Origin of the sequence: Mesorhizobium sp. B1-1-7 (assembly GCF_006442705.1) — a bacterium.
Classification (GTDB): Bacteria; Pseudomonadota; Alphaproteobacteria; order Rhizobiales; family Rhizobiaceae; genus Mesorhizobium; species Mesorhizobium opportunistum.
In genome coordinates this window covers 19,108-34,947 of record NZ_VFWQ01000018.1, presented here as the reverse complement: position 1 = coordinate 34,947, position 15,840 = coordinate 19,108, and the positions used below count along the sequence as shown (strand labels likewise).

Annotated in this window: 19 protein-coding genes and 1 pseudogene; 10 read left to right on the top strand and 10 right to left on the bottom strand. The window is 64.1% G+C overall.

The features are described from left to right. Window positions 1–47: 47 nt before the first annotated feature. The gene (locus FJ978_RS26535; protein WP_140575274.1) at window positions 48–893 is read right to left on the bottom strand and encodes an LOG family protein; all 846 of its coding nucleotides are present in this window, start codon (window positions 891–893) and stop codon (window positions 48–50) included. 143 nt (window positions 894–1,036) lie between these two features. On the opposite strand from FJ978_RS26535, the gene dapD reads away from it, so the two are divergent. From dapD to FJ978_RS26515, 4 genes and pseudogenes are all read left to right on the top strand, one after another. Further along, the gene (gene dapD / locus FJ978_RS26530) at window positions 1,037–1,891 is read left to right on the top strand and encodes a 2,3,4,5-tetrahydropyridine-2,6-dicarboxylate N-succinyltransferase (RefSeq protein ID WP_013891857.1); all 855 of its coding nucleotides are present in this window, start codon (window positions 1,037–1,039) and stop codon (window positions 1,889–1,891) included. 72 nt (window positions 1,892–1,963) lie between these two features. After that, window positions 1,964–2,315: pseudogene (locus FJ978_RS26525) on the top strand (DUF805 domain-containing protein). Then, window positions 2,308–2,685 (top strand): DUF805 domain-containing protein, encoded by a 378-nt coding sequence (locus tag FJ978_RS26520; RefSeq protein WP_013891855.1) that lies wholly within the window; start codon window positions 2,308–2,310, stop codon window positions 2,683–2,685. Before FJ978_RS26525 ends, FJ978_RS26520 begins: the two are co-directional and overlap by 8 nt. A 13-nt stretch (window positions 2,686–2,698) precedes the next feature. Further along, window positions 2,699–3,472 (top strand): hypothetical protein, encoded by a 774-nt coding sequence (locus FJ978_RS26515; RefSeq protein ID WP_140575271.1) that lies wholly within the window; start codon window positions 2,699–2,701, stop codon window positions 3,470–3,472. Here the strand turns inward: FJ978_RS26515 and FJ978_RS26510 are convergent. Then, a complete protein-coding gene (locus FJ978_RS26510) occupies window positions 3,375–4,424 on the bottom strand; it encodes a 2-dehydropantoate 2-reductase (RefSeq protein WP_140575267.1) in 1,050 nt (349 codons plus the stop codon). The two genes, FJ978_RS26515 and FJ978_RS26510, sit on opposite strands and share 98 nt — an antisense overlap. A gap of 127 nt (window positions 4,425–4,551) precedes the next feature. Between FJ978_RS26510 and dapE the strand changes: the two genes are divergently transcribed. Together dapE and FJ978_RS26500 are read left to right on the top strand one after the other, a co-directional pair. After that, complete coding sequence (gene dapE, locus FJ978_RS26505) at window positions 4,552–5,745, top strand: succinyl-diaminopimelate desuccinylase (protein ID WP_140575264.1); 1,194 nt, start codon at window positions 4,552–4,554, stop codon at window positions 5,743–5,745. Window positions 5,746–5,750: 5 nt separating this feature from the next. Further along, window positions 5,751–6,383 carry a hypothetical protein gene (locus FJ978_RS26500; RefSeq protein WP_013891851.1) on the top strand — a complete coding sequence of 211 codons (633 nt, stop codon included), beginning with the start codon at window positions 5,751–5,753 and terminating at the stop codon, window positions 6,381–6,383. A 12-nt stretch (window positions 6,384–6,395) separates the two neighbouring features. Here the strand turns inward: FJ978_RS26500 and truA are convergent, their stop codons facing one another. The 4 genes from truA to def are packed head-to-tail and all read right to left on the bottom strand — an operon-like array spanning window position 6,396 to window position 9,160. Beyond that, window positions 6,396–7,145 (bottom strand): tRNA pseudouridine(38-40) synthase TruA, encoded by a 750-nt coding sequence (truA, locus tag FJ978_RS26495; protein WP_140575261.1) that lies wholly within the window; start codon window positions 7,143–7,145, stop codon window positions 6,396–6,398. A 23-nt stretch (window positions 7,146–7,168) separates the two neighbouring features. Then, window positions 7,169–7,675 carry an N-acetyltransferase gene (locus FJ978_RS26490; protein ID WP_023777834.1) on the bottom strand — a complete coding sequence of 169 codons (507 nt, stop codon included), beginning with the start codon at window positions 7,673–7,675 and terminating at the stop codon, window positions 7,169–7,171. Further along, on the bottom strand, window positions 7,672–8,625 hold the full coding sequence (fmt, locus tag FJ978_RS26485; RefSeq protein WP_140575259.1) for a methionyl-tRNA formyltransferase: 954 nt from the start codon (window positions 8,623–8,625) through the stop codon (window positions 7,672–7,674). The genes FJ978_RS26490 and fmt overlap by 4 nt, the downstream gene beginning before the upstream one ends. A 4-nt stretch (window positions 8,626–8,629) precedes the next feature. After that, a complete protein-coding gene (gene def, locus FJ978_RS26480) occupies window positions 8,630–9,160 on the bottom strand; it encodes a peptide deformylase (protein WP_023777836.1) in 531 nt (176 codons plus the stop codon). Between the two features lie 103 nt (window positions 9,161–9,263). Here def and FJ978_RS26475 point away from each other — a divergent pair, with 103 nt between their 5' ends. After that, window positions 9,264–10,535: a DNA recombination protein RmuC gene (locus tag FJ978_RS26475; RefSeq protein WP_140575256.1), complete on the top strand. Its 1,272-nt coding sequence runs from the start codon at window positions 9,264–9,266 to the stop codon at window positions 10,533–10,535. Window positions 10,536–10,556: 21 nt separating this feature from the next. Here FJ978_RS26475 and FJ978_RS26470 read toward each other — a convergent pair whose 3' ends face one another. The 3 genes from FJ978_RS26470 to FJ978_RS26460 all read right to left on the bottom strand — a co-directional run bounded on the left by FJ978_RS26470 (window position 10,557) and on the right by FJ978_RS26460 (window position 12,926). After that, window positions 10,557–10,961 (bottom strand): GFA family protein, encoded by a 405-nt coding sequence (locus FJ978_RS26470; RefSeq protein WP_140575253.1) that lies wholly within the window; start codon window positions 10,959–10,961, stop codon window positions 10,557–10,559. Between the two features lie 64 nt (window positions 10,962–11,025). Next, window positions 11,026–11,994, bottom strand: coding sequence for a cation diffusion facilitator family transporter (locus FJ978_RS26465; RefSeq protein ID WP_140575248.1), 969 nt, complete (start codon window positions 11,992–11,994; stop codon window positions 11,026–11,028). Between the two features lie 122 nt (window positions 11,995–12,116). Next, the gene (locus tag FJ978_RS26460; protein ID WP_140575245.1) at window positions 12,117–12,926 is read right to left on the bottom strand and encodes a transglutaminase family protein; all 810 of its coding nucleotides are present in this window, start codon (window positions 12,924–12,926) and stop codon (window positions 12,117–12,119) included. A gap of 212 nt (window positions 12,927–13,138) precedes the next feature. Here FJ978_RS26460 and FJ978_RS33425 point away from each other — a divergent pair, with 212 nt between their 5' ends. Both FJ978_RS33425 and sugE read left to right on the top strand, forming a co-directional pair. Further along, entirely contained in the window at window positions 13,139–13,264 is a 126-nt protein-coding gene (locus FJ978_RS33425; protein WP_013891842.1) for a hypothetical protein, read from the top strand. A gap of 211 nt (window positions 13,265–13,475) precedes the next feature. After that, on the top strand, window positions 13,476–13,790 hold the full coding sequence (gene sugE / locus FJ978_RS26450) for a quaternary ammonium compound efflux SMR transporter SugE (protein WP_013891841.1): 315 nt from the start codon (window positions 13,476–13,478) through the stop codon (window positions 13,788–13,790). A 170-nt stretch (window positions 13,791–13,960) separates the two neighbouring features. Here the strand turns inward: sugE and FJ978_RS26445 are convergent, their stop codons facing one another. Continuing rightward, window positions 13,961–14,389, bottom strand: a complete 429-nt coding sequence (locus FJ978_RS26445) for a DUF6481 family protein (protein ID WP_023765479.1) — start codon at window positions 14,387–14,389, stop codon at window positions 13,961–13,963. Between the two features lie 316 nt (window positions 14,390–14,705). Between FJ978_RS26445 and FJ978_RS26440 the strand changes: the two genes are divergently transcribed. Beyond that, window positions 14,706–15,767 carry an LLM class flavin-dependent oxidoreductase gene (locus tag FJ978_RS26440; protein WP_140575242.1) on the top strand — a complete coding sequence of 354 codons (1,062 nt, stop codon included), beginning with the start codon at window positions 14,706–14,708 and terminating at the stop codon, window positions 15,765–15,767. The last annotated feature ends 73 nt before the right edge of the window (window positions 15,768–15,840 follow it).

The window sequence follows — 15,840 nt, the reverse complement described above, 5'->3', positions numbered from 1 at the left end:
TCCGGCTCCCTTTTTTCCTTCAGTTCTTCAGTTCCCCAATTCCCAGCCTACTCCCCCAGCTTGTAGAACCGGCTGATAATCCCCCACGCCTCGTCGGCGGTGTCGACGAAATCGATGATGTCCTGGTCGCCGGGGCTGATCGTGCCCTGTTCGGCGAGGAAATCGAGATCGATTGCCCTTTTCCAGAACGACTTGCCGAACAGGATCACCGGCACGCGTTCCATGCGTCCGGTCTGGATCAGGGTCAGCGTTTCGAAGAATTCGTCCATCGTGCCGAAGCCGCCGGGAAACACCGCCACCGCCTTGGCGCGCATGACGAAGTGCATCTTGCGGATGGCGAAATAGTGGAAGTTGAAGCACAGCTCCGGCGTCACATAGACGTTCGGCGCCTGCTCATGCGGCAAGACGATGTTGAGCCCGATCGACGGCGCGCCGACATCGTCGGCGCCGCGGTTGCCGGCTTCCATCACACCTGGTCCGCCGCCGGTCACCACGACATATTCGCGGTAGTATGAAGTCGCCGACTGCTGCGAGCAGAGACGGGCGAACTTGCGCGCCTCCTCGTAATATTTGCTGTTTTCCTCGAGGTTCTTTTTCTGCGTCTCGTTCTTGGCCGCCCAGGCTTCGCCGCCGGGCTCGGGCAAACGCGCGCCGCCGAACAGGATCACCGTGGAATGGATACCGCGCTCGGCCAGGATCATTTCCGGCTTCAGGAGTTCGAGCTGCAGCCGGACCGCGCGCAATTCGCGGCGCGTCATGAACTCGGGATCGTTCCAGGCCAGCCGGTAGGTCTCGGCCCGCGTCTGCGGCGTGTCCGGTACGCTTCTCGACCGCTCCAGATCCTCGTCCGAATGCGGCAGCGGCGTCCATCCCGCCTTTTCCATGGGAGTCATCGAATCCACCGTCCAATTCCCTTAACTGCGCCGTCCCGTGACGCACACGCGATTGACCCTCATACAGCCTTAACATAGGGTCCGCGCGACTTTTAAACAGGTTAAGGCTCAGGCCCTTAACAGCTTGGTAATGGAGCGAAATCATGTCGAAGCCCGATCTGGCAAGCCTCGAAAAGACCATCGAGAAGGCCTTCGAGGAGCGCGACACGATTTCGACCGCGACCCGTGGCGAGACGCGCGATGCCATCCAGTCGGCGCTCGACCTGCTCGACCGCGGCACGGTGCGCGTCGCCGAGCGGCAGGACGACGGCAAGTGGCACGTCAACCAGTGGCTGAAGAAGGCGGTGCTGCTCTCCTTCCGGCTCAACCCGATGGAAATCATCAAGGGCGGCCCGGGCCAGGCTGTGTGGTGGGACAAGGTGGCGTCCAAGTTCGACGGCTGGAGCGCCGTCGACTTCGAGAAGGCGGGCTTCCGCGCCGTGCCGGGATCGATCGTGCGCCGCTCCGCCTATGTCGCCCCGGGCGCGGTGCTGATGCCGTCCTTCGTCAATGTCGGCGCCTATATCGATACCGGCACGATGGTCGATACCTGGGTCGGGGTCGGCTCTTGCGCCCAGATCGGCAAGAATGTGCATCTTTCCGGCGGCGTCGGCATCGGCGGCGTGCTGGAGCCGATGCAGGCCGGTCCCACCATCATCGAGGACAATTGCTTTATCGGCGCGCGCTCGGAAGTCGTCGAGGGCTGCATCGTGCGCGAAGGCTCGGTGCTCGGCATGGGCGTCTTCATCGGCCAGTCGACCAAGATCGTCGACCGCGCCACCGGCGAGGTCTTCTACGGCGAGGTGCCGCCAAATTCCGTCGTCGTAGCCGGCTCGATGCCCGGCAAGCCGTTGCCGAACAACGAGCCCGGCCCCAGCCTCTACTGCGCCGTCATCGTCAAGCGTGTCGACGCCAAGACCCGGTCCAAGACCTCGATCAACGAGTTGCTGCGCGATTGATCTTTCCGCCGGGTGGGCGCACCTTCCGCCGGCGCGGCAATCGGTCGCGCTGGTTCGACATGGAGGGGTGACATGGACTGGAAATATCTGCTGACCAGCTATGAGGGTCGCATCAACCGCGCGAAGTTCTGGGCCAATCGGCATCATTTTCGTCGGCGCGGTAATCGCGATGATCCTCGACAACATACTGGGCACGACGTTCAACCAGATGCCTTACGGCTTTATCTATTTGCTCTACTCGCTTGCCATGCTCTATTCGGTCTTCGCCTTCTACGCCAAACGCTGGCATGATCGTGGCAAGTCCGGTTGGTGGAGCCTGATCATCCTGGTGCCGTTCATCGGCGCGATCTGGTTTCTGGTGGAGTGCGGCATTCTCGAAGGCACCAAGGGTGCCAATCAATACGGACCGGACCCGCTTGCCTGAAAGTTCAAATCTTACCTGGCTTTTCTTCAAGACATCGGGCCGCGTCAGCCGCGCGGCCTATTTTCTTGGCGGGCTGCTCGTCGCCATCATCCAGGCGTTTCCGCTGTACCGTTTCACGCTGGTGCCGGAGGGTTCGGCCGAGAGCAACATGTGGTCGTTCATCTTCTTCGTCGCCTTCATCGCCTCGCTGTGGTCGAACATCGTGCTGGCGGTGAAGCGGCTGCACGACCTCGACAAACCGGGCATTGCCGCGCTGATCCTGTTCGTACCAGTCGTCTCGATCGTCGCCTTCCTTGTGTTGTGCCTGTTTCCAGGGCAGCCTGGACCCAACCGCTATGGCCGGCGCACCAACGAGCCGGAACAACCCTGAGGATCGATCGGGCATGCGCTACCGTACGCTTGATCCGAAACTGATCGTCGAGACCGCCGAGCGGCTGGAGGGCCGCATCGCCGACCGTTTTCCCGATGCGGGACTGCGCGGCGTCGCCGCCGAACTGGTGTCGTTGTCGCGCGACCTGGCAAAGGCCGCCAAGGCGCTCGAGGCGCCGATCTGGTGGCTGCGCGGCATCATCGTCGCCGCCGTCGTCGCCGGCGCGCTGGTCTTCCTGTTCGTCGGCACCATCCTGCCACTCATTCACATTTCCCAGGCCGACGACGCAGTGCAGTCGGTGCAAGGCATCGAAGCCACGATCAACATGATGATCCTCGCCGTGCTCGGCTTCCTGGCCCTGATCCGCACCGAGGAACGCATCAAGCGCAAGCAGGTGTTTCGTCAGCTGCACGGCCTGCGCTCGCTGATCCACGTCATCGACATGCATCAGCTGACCAAGGATCCGGCGGCGCTGTCGGCCAATTTCAAGCCCACCCTGCACTCGCCAGCCCGCATCACCAATGCCGCGGATCTGGCACGTTATCTCGACTATTGCTCGGAAATGCTGTCGATCACCGGCAAGATCGCCGCGCTGTTCGCCCAGTCGGTCAATGACGCCGTGGTCATCGACGGCGTCAACGACATCGAGAATCTGAGCTCCAACCTGTCACGCAAGATCTGGCAGAAGATCACGCTGATCGAGGGCCACCCAGCGCCAGAACCTGTTCCGGCGTCAGGCCCGGCGATCCAAGCCGCGCCGCTTCGGCCGCGCGCACCAAAGCGGTAACGCTTTTCAAGAGCGGCACCGGTGTGCCTGTTTTTTCTCCGAGGCCGAGCACCGCACCTTGCAGCTCGCCGATCTCCGTCGGCCGTCCGCGTCGCAGATCGTCCCACATCGACGAGCGGGCCTCGGGGTCGATCGCCAGCATGCGTCGCGCCAAAAGCTTGAACAGCCAGTCCGGCAGCCTGAGCACCTTTGGCAGCAGCGCCGGCCGCAAGCCGGCGATACGAGCGGGCTCGATGCCGGAGGCTTTCATCGCCCGCAGCGCTTCGTCGATCTGGCCGGCCAGGATCAGCCGCCAGCGGCGATCGGCGAGTTCGCGCGCCAGCGGCAGGTCCGAAAGCGCCACCAGCGCGTTGTTCAAATTCATCAACAGCTTGCCCCACAGCACCGCCTTCATGTCGCCATGGGTTTCGACCGCCAGCCCTTCGACATTCAGAAAACTGGCGACATCGAGGAGGCCGGCAACACCGTCCTCGATCACCACCTTGCCGTCGCTGGCGCGGTGGACGTGCAGCGGCAATTCGCCGTCCGGCGACTGCACGACATTGAACGGCACCATGCCGGCCAGCACCGTTCGTCCGTCAAGTCCGGCGCGCAGCCTGTCGGCGTTGTCGACGCCGTTCTGCAGGCTGACCGCGACGGCATCGGGGCGGGCATGGGCCTTGATGAGGGCGGCCATCTCCTGCGTCGCGCCGCTCTTGACCGTCACCAGGATCACGTCGGCTTGCCGCAAGGCGGTGGCCGGATCCACGGTGACCTCGAGCGCATCCGGCTTGACCAGGCGATCACGGCCTTCGAGGTCGCTGACACGCAATCCGACCTGGCGCAGTGCCGTCTCTATGCGCGGCCGGGCCAGCAGGATCACCTGGCGTCCGGCAAGAGCCAGGCAGCCGCCGGCGTAGCAGCCGATGCTGCCGGCACCGGCAATGACGATCTTCTTCCCGCCGTTTGTCATTCTGTCGTTCCGCCGCGGCCACGACTATACGACATGAAAACCATAATGTCGGCGCTTTGTCAGGCCATTGGGCTGGCCCCTATGTCTGGCCGTGACAGGCCCTCAGCTTTCGACTATCGGTTTTGCCATGACGCTGCCGACCGACCCCGCCGCAAACCTCGCCACCCTTATCCGTTGCGCTTCGGTGACACCAGCCGAAGGCGGCGCGCTCGGCGCGCTGGAAACGATGCTGAAACCGCTCGGCTTCCTGGTCGAGCGGCCGGTGTTTTCCGAGGATGGCACGCCCGACATCGAGAACCTCTATGCAAGGCGTTCCGGCAACGGCCCGCATCTGATGTTTGCCGGTCATACCGATGTCGTGCCGGTCGGCGACGAAGCCGCCTGGACGCATCCGCCTTTCGCCGCCGAAATCGCCAATGGCGAGATGTATGGACGTGGCGCCGTCGACATGAAGGGCGGCATTGCCTGCTTCATCGCCGCCATGGCGCGCCATGTCGAGGCAAATGGCGGCCCGAAAGGCTCGGTCTCGCTGCTGATCACCGGTGACGAGGAGGGGCCCGCCATCAACGGCACGGTCAAGCTGCTCGAATGGGCGGCGTCCCGGGGCGAGAAGTGGGATGCCTCGATCGTCGGCGAGCCGACCAACCCGGACGCGCTCGGCGACATGATCAAGATCGGCCGGCGCGGCTCGATGTCAGGCGCCGTCACCGTCAATGGCCGCCAGGGCCATGCCGCCTATCCGCAGCTTGCCGACAATCCGGTGCGCGGGCTGATGAGCCTGGTCGACGCCTTGCTGCATCCCGTCTTCGACAAGGGAACCAGGGATTTCCAGCCGACCAATCTGGAAGTCACCTCAATCGATGTCGGCAACCCGGCCACCAACATCATCCCGGCGAAGGCGGTCGCTGTCTTCAACATCCGCTTTAACGACACCTGGACGGCCGAAACCCTTCAGGCCGAAATCCACAACCGCCTCGACCAGGCGGCCGGCCGCAAGAAATATCGGCCGGGCAAGAAAACGCCGGTCGATTACGATCTCGTCTGGCGCGACCATCCGAGCCACGTCTTCCTGACCCGTGACGACCGGCTGGTCGAAACGCTTGCCGGCTCGATCAGGTCGGCGGTTGGCAAGGAGCCGACGCTGTCGACCTCGGGCGGCACGTCGGACGCGCGCTTCATCAAGGACTATTGTCCGGTGGTCGAGTTCGGCCTGGTCGGCAAGACCATGCACATGGTCGATGAGCGCGTCGCCATCGCCGATCTCGAAACACTGACGCGGATCTACCAGCGCTTCATCGAAGACTGGTTCGGGCAGGGCTGAGCGGCATGCTTTCGGCGGACGAAACCCAAGCTTCGCTGACTGGCGCCTGGCGGCTGATGCTCGGCAAGGTCGACGGCCTGCGCCTGCTCGACCTGTCGGCCGACGGGTTCTGGAATTCCTTCTTCGCCATCATCGTCGCGGCGCCGGCGCTGATCGTCGGCTGGGTCGGCATCGCCAATGAGATCGGCGATCCCGATGCCTTCGCGGGCCGCTTCAGCATGCTGCTGCGGCTGGCGACCGTCGATATCGGCTCCTGGGTGCTGCCGCTGGTCGCGCTCGCCCTGGTGGCGCCGCGCGCTGGTATCGGTGGCCGTTTCGTCCACTATGTCGTTGCCAGCAACTGGGCCTCGGCGATCACCGCCTGGCTGATGCTGCCGTCGGCGCTGATCAGGCTCTTCCTGTCGTCGGCAAGCCAGGTCTCGAGCCTCGTATCGCTGCTGTTGTTTGCCCTGTCGATGGTGCTGACCTGGCGCATGACGAACGCCACGATCGGCAAGGGAGCGGCGGTCGGCACCGCCGTCTTCGTCGGCATGTTCATCGCGTCGCTGCTGGTGCTGTTCGGGCTGCAGATGCTGCTCGGCATCGCCGTGCCGGACGATGTCGGGGCTCAGAGCCTTTCCGGGCTCTATCCCGGATAGAGCGTCCCGCCTCTATTCGGGATAATCGACGCCAATGAGAAAAAGCCCGTCGGGCGGCGCCACCTGGCCGCAGGCGGCGCGGTCGCGCGCTTCGAGCGCCGCCTTGAGATCGTTGGCGCTCCAGCTGCCGTCGCCGACGCGCTTGAGCGAACCGACCATGGATCGCACCTGGTTGTGCAGGAAGGAGCGTGCCGAAGCCCGCACCTCGATCATGTCGCCCTGTCTGCTCACGTCGAGCTGCTCCAGCGTCCGGACCGGGCTGTTGGCCTGGCACTGCGTCGAGCGGAAGGTGGTGAAGTCGTGCCGCCCGAACAGGATCTTCGCCGCTTCGTGCATGGCGCCGGCGTCGAGCCGCTTCGGCACCCACCACACCTTGCCCTTCTCCAGCGCCGAGGGCGCGCGTCGGTTGAGGATGCGGTAGAGATAGTGGCGGCCGGTGGCCGAGAATCGGGCGTCGAAATCGTCGGGGACGACGCCTGCCTTGAGGATGACAACGCGTGCGCCCGCCGCCTGCAGATGGGCGTTGACGGCATCGCGCACCTTGTCGCCAGGCCATGCCTTGACGAGATCGACATGTGCGACCTGAGCCGTGGCGTGCACGCCCGCATCGGTGCGGCCGGCGGCGCGCAGTCGCACCGCCTCGCCACAGAATTTTTCGATCGCCTCTTCGATCGCCTGCTGCACCGAAGGCTGGTCGGCCTGGTGCTGCCAGCCGGCGAAAAGGCTGCCGTCATATTCGATGTCGAGGCGAAAACGCGGCATGCCGGGCAGCTACACGCTTTCGCCTAGGCGGCGAGAGCGGTGAAGGCGGAAGCATAGATCAGCCTGCCGGTTTCCGGAGCGTCGCCCCAGGCCAGCGCCTGCAGCGCTTCGCCCTGGTATTCGCTCTCGAATTTTTCGGCCCGCGCATGGCTATAGCCGAAACGGCCGTAATAAGCCGGATCTCCCAGCACCACGGCCAGCGTCTCGCCGGCATCCTTGAGGCGGATATGCGCCTCGCGGATCAGCGCGCCGCCAATGCCGCTGCCATGGAAGGAGGGCTCCACCGCCAGCGGCGCGAGCGCCACGGCCGCGAAGCTCTTGCCGCCATTTTGGACGAACAGCCGGGAAAACAGGATGTGGCCGACCACTTGCCCATCTTCCTCCGCCACCAGTTCGACGACGGCATCGCCGCCGGTCACCAGCGCATCGACCAGCCCGGCTTCCGCCTGCTGGCCGAAAGCGTGTTCCTCGACGTCGCGAATGGCCTCGCGATCCCGCGGCGTCGCCGCGCGTATCGACATCATGCTCATGAGAACTTCGTTCCTTTTTCGATCTTGGCCCCGCGCAGGAATTCCGACGCGGCAACGGGCCTTCCGCCCGCGCGTTGAACTTCGACCAGCCTGACCGCGCCTGTTCCGCAGGCGACCGTCAGCCGGTCATCGAGAATGCCTCCCGACTCGCCCAAATCATCCGAAAGCGAGAGGCTTTCGGACAGCGTCGAGCGAAGCAGTTTCAGCCGCTCCGGGCGGCCGCCAATGTCAATCTCGGACCAGGCGCCGGGAAAGGGCGACAGGCCGCGAATGGTGTTGTGGACCTCGGCCGCTGGCCGCGTCCAGTCCACGTGCGTCTCGGATTTATCGATTTTTCTGGCGTAAGTCACCCCGTCCGCGGCCTGTGCGGTAAATCTCAGGGTGTTCTCTTCCAGACGTGCCAGCGCTTCCACCATCAGGGCAGCACCGACGCTCATCAACCAATCATGCAGATCGCCGGCCGTCACATCGGGTTCGATGCCGCATTTTTCAACCAGTCCCACCGGCCCGGTGTCCAGGCCCTCTTCCATGCGCATCACCATCATGCCGGTTTCCAGGTCGCCCGCCATAATGGCGCGCTGGATGGGAGCCGCGCCCCGCCAGCGCGGCAACAGTGACGCATGGCCGTTGATGCAGCCGAGCCGGGGCGCGTCGAGGACCGCCTTCGGCAGCAGCAACCCATAGGCGACGACCACCGCGATATCCGCCCCCAGGGCATGCAAAGCGGCCTGCTCGGCTTCGCCTTTCAGCGATACGGGCATGCGCACCTCGACGCCCAGCCGCTCAGCCTCGCGCTGCACCGGCGACGGCGTCAGTTCCAGCCCGCGCCGTCCGGCGGCGCGCGGCGGCTGGGTATAGACGGCTGCAATCTGGTGTCCCGCTTCGGCAATGGCGCGCAACGTCGGCACCGAAAACTCAGGCGTGCCCATGAAGATGACGCGAAGGGGCATTCCCCTATCCCACCAGTTTGCCCGGCGCCCTGTCCTTGGCGAGCTTCTTGAACTTCTTCACCACCATGTCGCGCTTCAGCTTCGAGATGTGGTCGATGAACAGCACGCCGTTGAGATGATCGATCTCGTGCTGCAGGCAGGTCGCCATCAGTCCCTCGGCCTCCATCTCCTGCAGCTTGCCGTCGCGATCGAGGTATTTCACACGCACCGAAGCGGGGCGTTCGACTTCGGCGTAGTAGTCGGGGATGGACAGGCAGCCTTCCTCGTAGACGGAGCGCTGGTCGGCGCTTTCCAGGATTTCGGGATTGATGAAGACATGCGGCGCCGGCGTCTCGTCTTCCTTGGCGAGATCGATCACCAGCATGCGCAGGGGTTCGCCGATCTGGATCGCGGCCAGCCCGATGCCTGGCGCGTCATACATGGTCGCAAGCATGTCGTCGGCTAATCCGCGCAACGGCGCGTCGACGCGTTCTACCGGCTTGGAAACCTGGCGCAGGATGGGGTCGGGAAGGATGATGAGCGGCTTGATCGGCATGGCGTTCCACCTAAGACGTCCAGCGAAAAGCGTCAACCGGGGCGTCTGAGCCTCGTTCACGTTTTGATCTGTGTCGTCGGGCCGAATCGGCTATGCTGTCCACATGAATGACCTGAGCACCATCCTTTCGGAGCCCGTCGCACGGCTTGGCGCCTCCACGATCACGCTTGGCCACGCGATGGCTTTCGGCGCATTGCTGTTTCTTGGCCTGTTCGTGGCGCTTGTCGTCGCGCTGTGGCGGTCAGCCAAGGCGCGCGCCATGGCGGCTGCCGAAGCCGCAGACCACGCCCGCGACGCCGAGGCGCGGATGGCCGGCATTCTGCAATCCCAGGCCGAGATGCAGGGCCGCATGGGCGCTATCGCCGAAGTGTTCGGCGCGCGCCAGGCAGAGCTGACGCAATCGATCGGCCAGCGTCTCGACGCCATGACCGGCCGCATCGGCCAGACCATGACCGAACAGACCAAATCCACCCATGAGAGCCTGGCGAAGCTGCAGGAGCGGCTGGCGATCATCGATGTCGCGCAAGGCAACATCCAGTCGCTCGCCGGCCAGGTCGTGCAGTTGCAGGCGATCCTATCCAACAAGCAGACGCGCGGCGCCTTCGGCCAGTCGCGCATGGAGGCGATCGTCGCCGACGGTCTGCCGCATGGCGCTTACGAGTTCCAGGCGACGCTGTCGAACGGCAGCCGGCCCGATTGCCTGGTGAAAATGCCGAATGGTGCGCCGTCGCTGGCGATCGATGCCAAGTTCCCGCTGGAGGCATGGAACGCCATCCGTGCCGCCGATGGCGCCGACCTGCAGAAGGTCGCGGCCCAGGCCTTCCGCCGCGACATCGAGATCCATGTCCGCGACATCTCGGAAAAATACCTGATCCAGGGCGAGACGCAGGACACCGCCTTCATGTTCGTCCCGTCGGAATCGGTGTTCGCCGAAATCCACGAGAATTTCGAGGCGATCGTCCACAAGGCGCATCGGGCGCGCGTCGTCATCGTTTCGCCGTCGCTGCTGATGCTGTCGATCCAGGTCATCCAGGCCATCCTCAAGGACGCCCGCATGCGCGAACAGGCGCATCTGATCCAGGGCGAGGTGATCCGGCTGATGGAGGATGTCGCGCGGGTCGACGAGCGGGTGCGCAAATTGCAGGTCCATTTCGGCCAGTCGGCCAAGGACATCGACGATATCCTGGTCTCGACATCGAAGGTCACCAAGCGCGGCCAGAAGATCGAGGCGCTGGAATTCGGCACGCAGCCGGACGGCGATGCCGGCCCGGACGGCGCCTCACGTGCACCGGCCGCGAAGGCCGACGCCGGCCCCCGCGTCGCCGATTCGAAGACCGGTCAGCTCAGGCTGAGGGTCGTCGAAGGCGACGATTGAGGCGCGGCACCTGACCCGGCGCTACTGCTCCTCCACGGTGGTCATGCCCTGAAATTCAGGCAGCCAGTGCAGCGCCGATCGGTGCCATTTCTGCAGTGTCGGAACCAGATCCTGACGTTGTCGCGCGGTCCCCACCCGAATTCCATAGACCTTCGGACCATCGCCGACCGACGTGGCGTAAAGGTGCGAGCCGCAGTCTGCGCAAAAGGCCTGGACACGCTTGGCGCCGCTCGCCACGGTCTTGATGTAGATTTTCGGGGTGCCGCGCGTGATCCGGTAGTTGTTTTCCGGCGCCGGAACCGTCACGCGAAAGGCGGTGCCGGTCAGCTGCTGGCAATCCGTGCAATGGCAGATCGACGTCTTTTCCGGGTCGACCTCCGCTTCATAGGTGATGGCGCCACAGTGGCATCCGCCGTCTATCTTCATCGTCGCTCCTCCTGCAATTCGGACCAATCTTAGCGGGGCAAGCCCGCGAGGCAACTTCGCTTTGCTAGTCCAGGGCCGGGTCGGACATGGCACCGATCAGCTTGCGCCGCTGCTCCCAGGTCCCAGTGGTCTGCGGCTTGACGAACAGCCGCGTGATCTCCGGCATTTCTGCCTTCAGGCGCGCCTCGATGCGCTCGACACAGGCCTCGACCTCCGGCGCCGCCAGATGATCCTCGAACTCGATGCTCAGGGCGGCGACGATCTCTGCCGGTCCCATATGGACGGTCAGAACGCCGTTCGCCCGCTGTACCGCCGGATCCTGCTGGACGATCGCCAGCACCCTTTTCTGCACCTCGGGTGAAGCCGGCTCGCCGATGAGCAGGCCCTTGCTTTCGCGAGCCAGGAAGACCGCCGTCGCGCCGAGGATGAGGGCGATGCCGATGGAAGCGGCACCGTCGAGTTCCGGCATATCGAGCAGTTCCGCCGCCAGGATGCCGGCAAAGGCGACGATCAGGCCGAGCAGGGCGGCGCTGTCCTCGAACAGCACGGTGTAGACGCTCGGATCCTTGCTCGATTGCACCGCTTGCAGCCAGCCTTCCCCCTTGCTCTTCTGCCGGCGAAATTCCTTCAGCGCCACCAGCCAGGAGCTGCCTTCGAACAGGAAGGACAGGCCAAGGACGATGTAGTTCACCTTGACGTTGGCAACCGGTTCCGGCGCCATGATGTGGATGATGCCCTCGTAGAACGACACGCCGGCACCCAGCGCGAAGACCAGGAGGGCGACGATGAAGCTCCAGAAATAGAGTTCGCGGCCGTGGCCCAGCGGATGCGTGCGGTCGGCCGGACGCGCGGCACGATGCATGCCATAGAGCAGCAGGCTGCCATTGCCGGTGTCGACCAGCGAGTGCACGCCCTCCGACAGCATCGCCGAACTGCCGGTGAAGAAGGCGGCGGCGAATTTGGTCAGCGCGATGGCGAGATTGCCCGCCAGCGCCGCATAGATAACCGTTTTCGAGCCGCCATGCCCGGCCATGCAATGCTGTCTCCTTCAGGATACCCATCGTAGCTGCCCCGCCGCCGAAGCTCCACAGGCAGCACAACGCACGAACCGTCCCGATCGTTCAGGTCGTTGAAGGCTCGAGGGCTGGAACCCTTCTATTCGACGATCTCGTCGGTCCACACCTTGAAGCCGGCAAGCGTGCCCGGTCCGAAAATATGGGTCAGCGGCACGTCCGCCGCGTCGCGGCCGGAGGCGATCAGGATGCGGCCGATGCGCGGCGCGTTGTTGCGCGGATCGAAAGCATGCCAGCGACCGCCGAGATAGGCCTCCATCCAGGCGCAGAAATCCATGCTCGCCCAAGGCTTCGGCATGCCGATGTCGCTGATATAGCCGGTGCAATAGCGCGTTGGAATGTTGAGCGCCCGGCAGAAGGTGACGGCAAGATGCGCGAAGTCGCGGCACACGCCGCTCTGCTCGCGATAGGCTTCGGCGGCGGTGCGCGTCGGCCGTGCATTGCCGTAGTTGAAGACGATGTGATTGTGGACGAAATCACACACCGCCTGCACGCGCGGGATGCCTGGTGGTGTATGGCCGAACAGCCGCCAGGCGTCATCAGCCAAAAGGTCGCTCTCGCAAAACCGGCTGGGCAGCAGGAACAGCAGCGTCTCCGCCGGCAGGTCGCGCACCTCGTGCTGCCAGGCCATCGGCTCGCTCATCTCGAACGTACCGGGATCGCGGATCACCGCATCGGTACCGAAAGTAAAACGCCCGGGCGGTGCAACGAAGCGGTTGCACCAATTGCCGAAACTGTCGCGATAGCTCTCGACCGGCACAGGCGGGTTCGAGGTCAAAAAGTCAGGCCGCTCGAGATCGGAGGCACGGGAATAGTGGACATTGAGCATCGCGATGAGCGGCGTTTCCTGGGGAAACTCGAAGCTCATCTCGCAGCCGATGTGGATTCGCATCGTCGTCCTGACCGGCCTGCCTGGCAATCATCCAGCGAAAGCGCGGATCGATGCTGCAGTGCGAAGATGACCATGGCACGGACCGCCATGGTTTACGAGCAAATTAGAAAGCGGTTGAAAGCGGCCAGCCGGCGGCTGCGGCCGACTCAAGGCCCTTGCGGCAAAGCGTTTCTCTTGTTTCACTTGGCTTCCCGCAATTGGAGGAACGAATCATGGCTAAAGGTGCGATGAAGGCAGGCAAGGAAGCCCGCAAACCGAAGAAGGACGCCAAGAAGCCCGCGCCAGCGCCCGCCCTGAAGGCGCCGCCGGTCAAGGCGATGCGCATCAAGGAAAAGTAGGCTTCGGCACATCCCGCTCGGCGGGATTTGACCGGCGGCGTCGGACAATGCCGCCGGCGAGCGTTGATTGGACGTTTGGACGACCCTATATTGCTGGTGCGGGGACGACCCCGCGCCTTCCCCAAAATCCGGTCGGGACGACCCGCCCATCATTTATCGAGCATCTCGGGATCGCATTCCGTTCCGGCCCGATGCTGGATGGAGCGTTGCGATGTCGTGGATTTTTCTATTTTTTGCCGGCCTGTTCGAAATCGGCTGGGCGATAGGCCTCAAATACACCGATGGATTCACCAGGCTTGTTCCGACGGTGCTGACGGTCGCGTCGATGGTCGTCAGCCTTACCCTGCTCGGCCTGGCGCTGAAGGCGCTGCCCGTCGGCACAGCCTATGCGGTGTGGACCGGCATCGGCACCGTCGGCACGGCATTGCTCGGCATCTGGCTGTTCGGCGAGCCCGCCACGGCGATCAGGCTCGCCTGCATCGCGTTGATCGTCTGCGGCATCATGGGGCTGAAGTTCGCGGCCTGATCGAGTCCAAGCGCTTCCCTCGGCTTGATCCGAGGGAGAGACCTCCTGAGGAAGACAGCCGTTGGGATGTCCTGCCCTAAGGGGCTCAAAAGCGTCGCTTCACGAAAACGCGTTCAGGGCCGCTGCGAGGCGACCCTGATACTGAATTCGAAGCTTGACCGCGAAGGCCGTTAGCGAGCCGAGAAGCCTGGAGGCGTTCTGCCGGTACGCTGCTTGCGTGCCGCATAGCGTGCGTCGCGTTTCGCCTTGCGTTCGGCTTCGTCGGCCAGCAAACGGGCGATGCGCTCGTTCTCTTCGGCTTCCTTGATCTTCGCTTCAGCCTGTGCCGCCTCTTCGGCCGCGATACGCGCCGCTTCGGCCGCTGCCTCGCGCTCGGCCTTCTCGACCGCTTCGCGTGCCAGCTTTTCCTGCTTCAGCCTGGCCTTCTCAGCTTCGCGTATCTCGCGAGCCTCGAGGATTGCCTTGCGTTCGGCCTGTCGCGCCAGCACTGCAGGATCATCCGCCGCCGGCTTTGACTTGAAGCGCTCCAAAAGCGCTTTCTTTGCCTCGTTCGCGGCATTGCGCCGCTCGAAAATGTCTTTTTCCCTGTAGATAGCCAAGTCCACTTCCCTGAAGTCAATTCGCGAGGCTTACATACGCGCGAATAGCGAGAGTTCAAGCGCCAAAACGGTATGCCAGCCATGAAATTCTGTGCTGTTGCCCACGGGAGACGCCTTTCTCATCCAAACCGACATGCACTGTTCACCGTCCGGCTCTCTGGTGGCGAGGCACCGCGGTCGCTACTTCCAGAGCGGTTCACCGTTTCGGTGGACCGCTCTTTCTCTTTTGTTTTGACGCAATTCCGGACGGAAAACCGTTTCACACTTTCCCTGGAATTTGCTTTAGCCGCAAAACCCAACATCAGGATGACATCAGATGGAACTCGGTCTCTACACCTTTGCCGACGTCAGCCCGCAGCCCGGCCCGGGCGCCGTCGGCCCGCATGAGCGATTGCGCAACCTGATCGAGGAGGTCGAACTGGCCGATCAGGTCGGTCTCGACGTCTTTGGTCTCGGCGAGCACCACCGACCCGACTATGCGGCCTCGGCACCGGTCGTGGCGCTGGCGGCGGCCGCCGAGCGCTCCAAGCGCATCAGGCTGACCAGCGCGGTCACCGTGCTCTCCTCCGACGATCCGGTTCGCGTCTTCCAGCAGTTCGCCACGCTCGACCTTCTCTCGGGCGGTCGTGCCGAGATCATGGCCGGACGCGGCTCGTTCATCGAGTCCTTTCCGCTGTTCGGCTACAATCTGGAGGATTATGACGAACTCTTCGCCGAAAAGCTCGATCTGCTGCTTGCCATCCGCGACCAGGTGAAAGTCACCTGGTCCGGCAATCTGCGCCCACCGATCAACGATCGCGGCGTCTATCCCCGGCCGTTCCAGGACAGGTTGCCGGTCTGGATCGCTATTGGCGGCACGCCACAATCGGCGGCGCGCGCGGGCGCGCTCGGCCTGCCGCTGGCGCTCGCCATCATCGGCGGCGAGCCGGCACGCTTCGCGCCGCTGTTCGACCTCTACCGCGAAGCGGCCAACCGCGCCGGCAGCGACCCGACGGGTCTCGCCACCAGCATCAACGTGCACGGCTTCATCGCCGGGACGACCGAGCAGGCCGCCGATGACTTTTATGGCCCGCAAGCCGAGGTGATGAACCGCATCGGCCGCGAGCGCGGCTGGGGCCCGACATCGCGGGCGCATTTCGACCAGTCGCGCGGCCCGAATGGCGCCCTGTTCGTCGGCAATCCCGAGCAGGTCGCCGAAAAGATCGTCGCCCAGCACAAGATCTTCAACAATGACCGCTTCCTGCTGCAAATGGCGATCGGCACCATGCCGCACGCCAAGATCATGAAGGCGATCGAACTCTACGGCACCAGGGTGGCCCCGATCGTGCGCAAGGAAACCGCGAAGTCCGCGCCGGCGCTGGCAACACCCGCCGCCTAAGCGGCGAGCGGGCTCGCCAGCCGCGCCCGCTCGCAAGCCGGCTCATGGAACCTACAGCCTGAACTTCGCGTTT

What these genes read in the sequence shown, in the direction of transcription:
- FJ978_RS26535 (WP_140575274.1), bottom strand. Translation starts at nt 893, where the DNA reads ATGACTCCCATGGAAAAGGCGGGATGGACGCCGCTGCCGCATTCGGAC.
- dapD (WP_013891857.1), top strand. Translation starts at nt 1,037, where the DNA reads ATGTCGAAGCCCGATCTGGCAAGCCTCGAAAAGACCATCGAGAAGGCC.
- FJ978_RS26515 (WP_140575271.1), top strand. Translation starts at nt 2,699, where the DNA reads ATGCGCTACCGTACGCTTGATCCGAAACTGATCGTCGAGACCGCCGAG.
- FJ978_RS26510 (WP_140575267.1), bottom strand. Translation starts at nt 4,424, where the DNA reads ATGACAAACGGCGGGAAGAAGATCGTCATTGCCGGTGCCGGCAGCATC.
- dapE (WP_140575264.1), top strand. Translation starts at nt 4,552, where the DNA reads ATGACGCTGCCGACCGACCCCGCCGCAAACCTCGCCACCCTTATCCGT.
- FJ978_RS26500 (WP_013891851.1), top strand. Translation starts at nt 5,751, where the DNA reads ATGCTTTCGGCGGACGAAACCCAAGCTTCGCTGACTGGCGCCTGGCGG.
- truA (WP_140575261.1), bottom strand. Translation starts at nt 7,145, where the DNA reads ATGCCGCGTTTTCGCCTCGACATCGAATATGACGGCAGCCTTTTCGCC.
- FJ978_RS26490 (WP_023777834.1), bottom strand. Translation starts at nt 7,675, where the DNA reads ATGAGCATGATGTCGATACGCGCGGCGACGCCGCGGGATCGCGAGGCC.
- fmt (WP_140575259.1), bottom strand. Translation starts at nt 8,625, where the DNA reads ATGCCCCTTCGCGTCATCTTCATGGGCACGCCTGAGTTTTCGGTGCCG.
- def (WP_023777836.1), bottom strand. Translation starts at nt 9,160, where the DNA reads ATGCCGATCAAGCCGCTCATCATCCTTCCCGACCCCATCCTGCGCCAG.
- FJ978_RS26475 (WP_140575256.1), top strand. Translation starts at nt 9,264, where the DNA reads ATGAATGACCTGAGCACCATCCTTTCGGAGCCCGTCGCACGGCTTGGC.
- FJ978_RS26470 (WP_140575253.1), bottom strand. Translation starts at nt 10,961, where the DNA reads ATGAAGATAGACGGCGGATGCCACTGTGGCGCCATCACCTATGAAGCG.
- FJ978_RS26465 (WP_140575248.1), bottom strand. Translation starts at nt 11,994, where the DNA reads ATGGCCGGGCATGGCGGCTCGAAAACGGTTATCTATGCGGCGCTGGCG.
- FJ978_RS26460 (WP_140575245.1), bottom strand. Translation starts at nt 12,926, where the DNA reads ATGCGAATCCACATCGGCTGCGAGATGAGCTTCGAGTTTCCCCAGGAA.
- FJ978_RS33425 (WP_013891842.1), top strand. Translation starts at nt 13,139, where the DNA reads ATGGCTAAAGGTGCGATGAAGGCAGGCAAGGAAGCCCGCAAACCGAAG.
- sugE (WP_013891841.1), top strand. Translation starts at nt 13,476, where the DNA reads ATGTCGTGGATTTTTCTATTTTTTGCCGGCCTGTTCGAAATCGGCTGG.
- FJ978_RS26440 (WP_140575242.1), top strand. Translation starts at nt 14,706, where the DNA reads ATGGAACTCGGTCTCTACACCTTTGCCGACGTCAGCCCGCAGCCCGGC.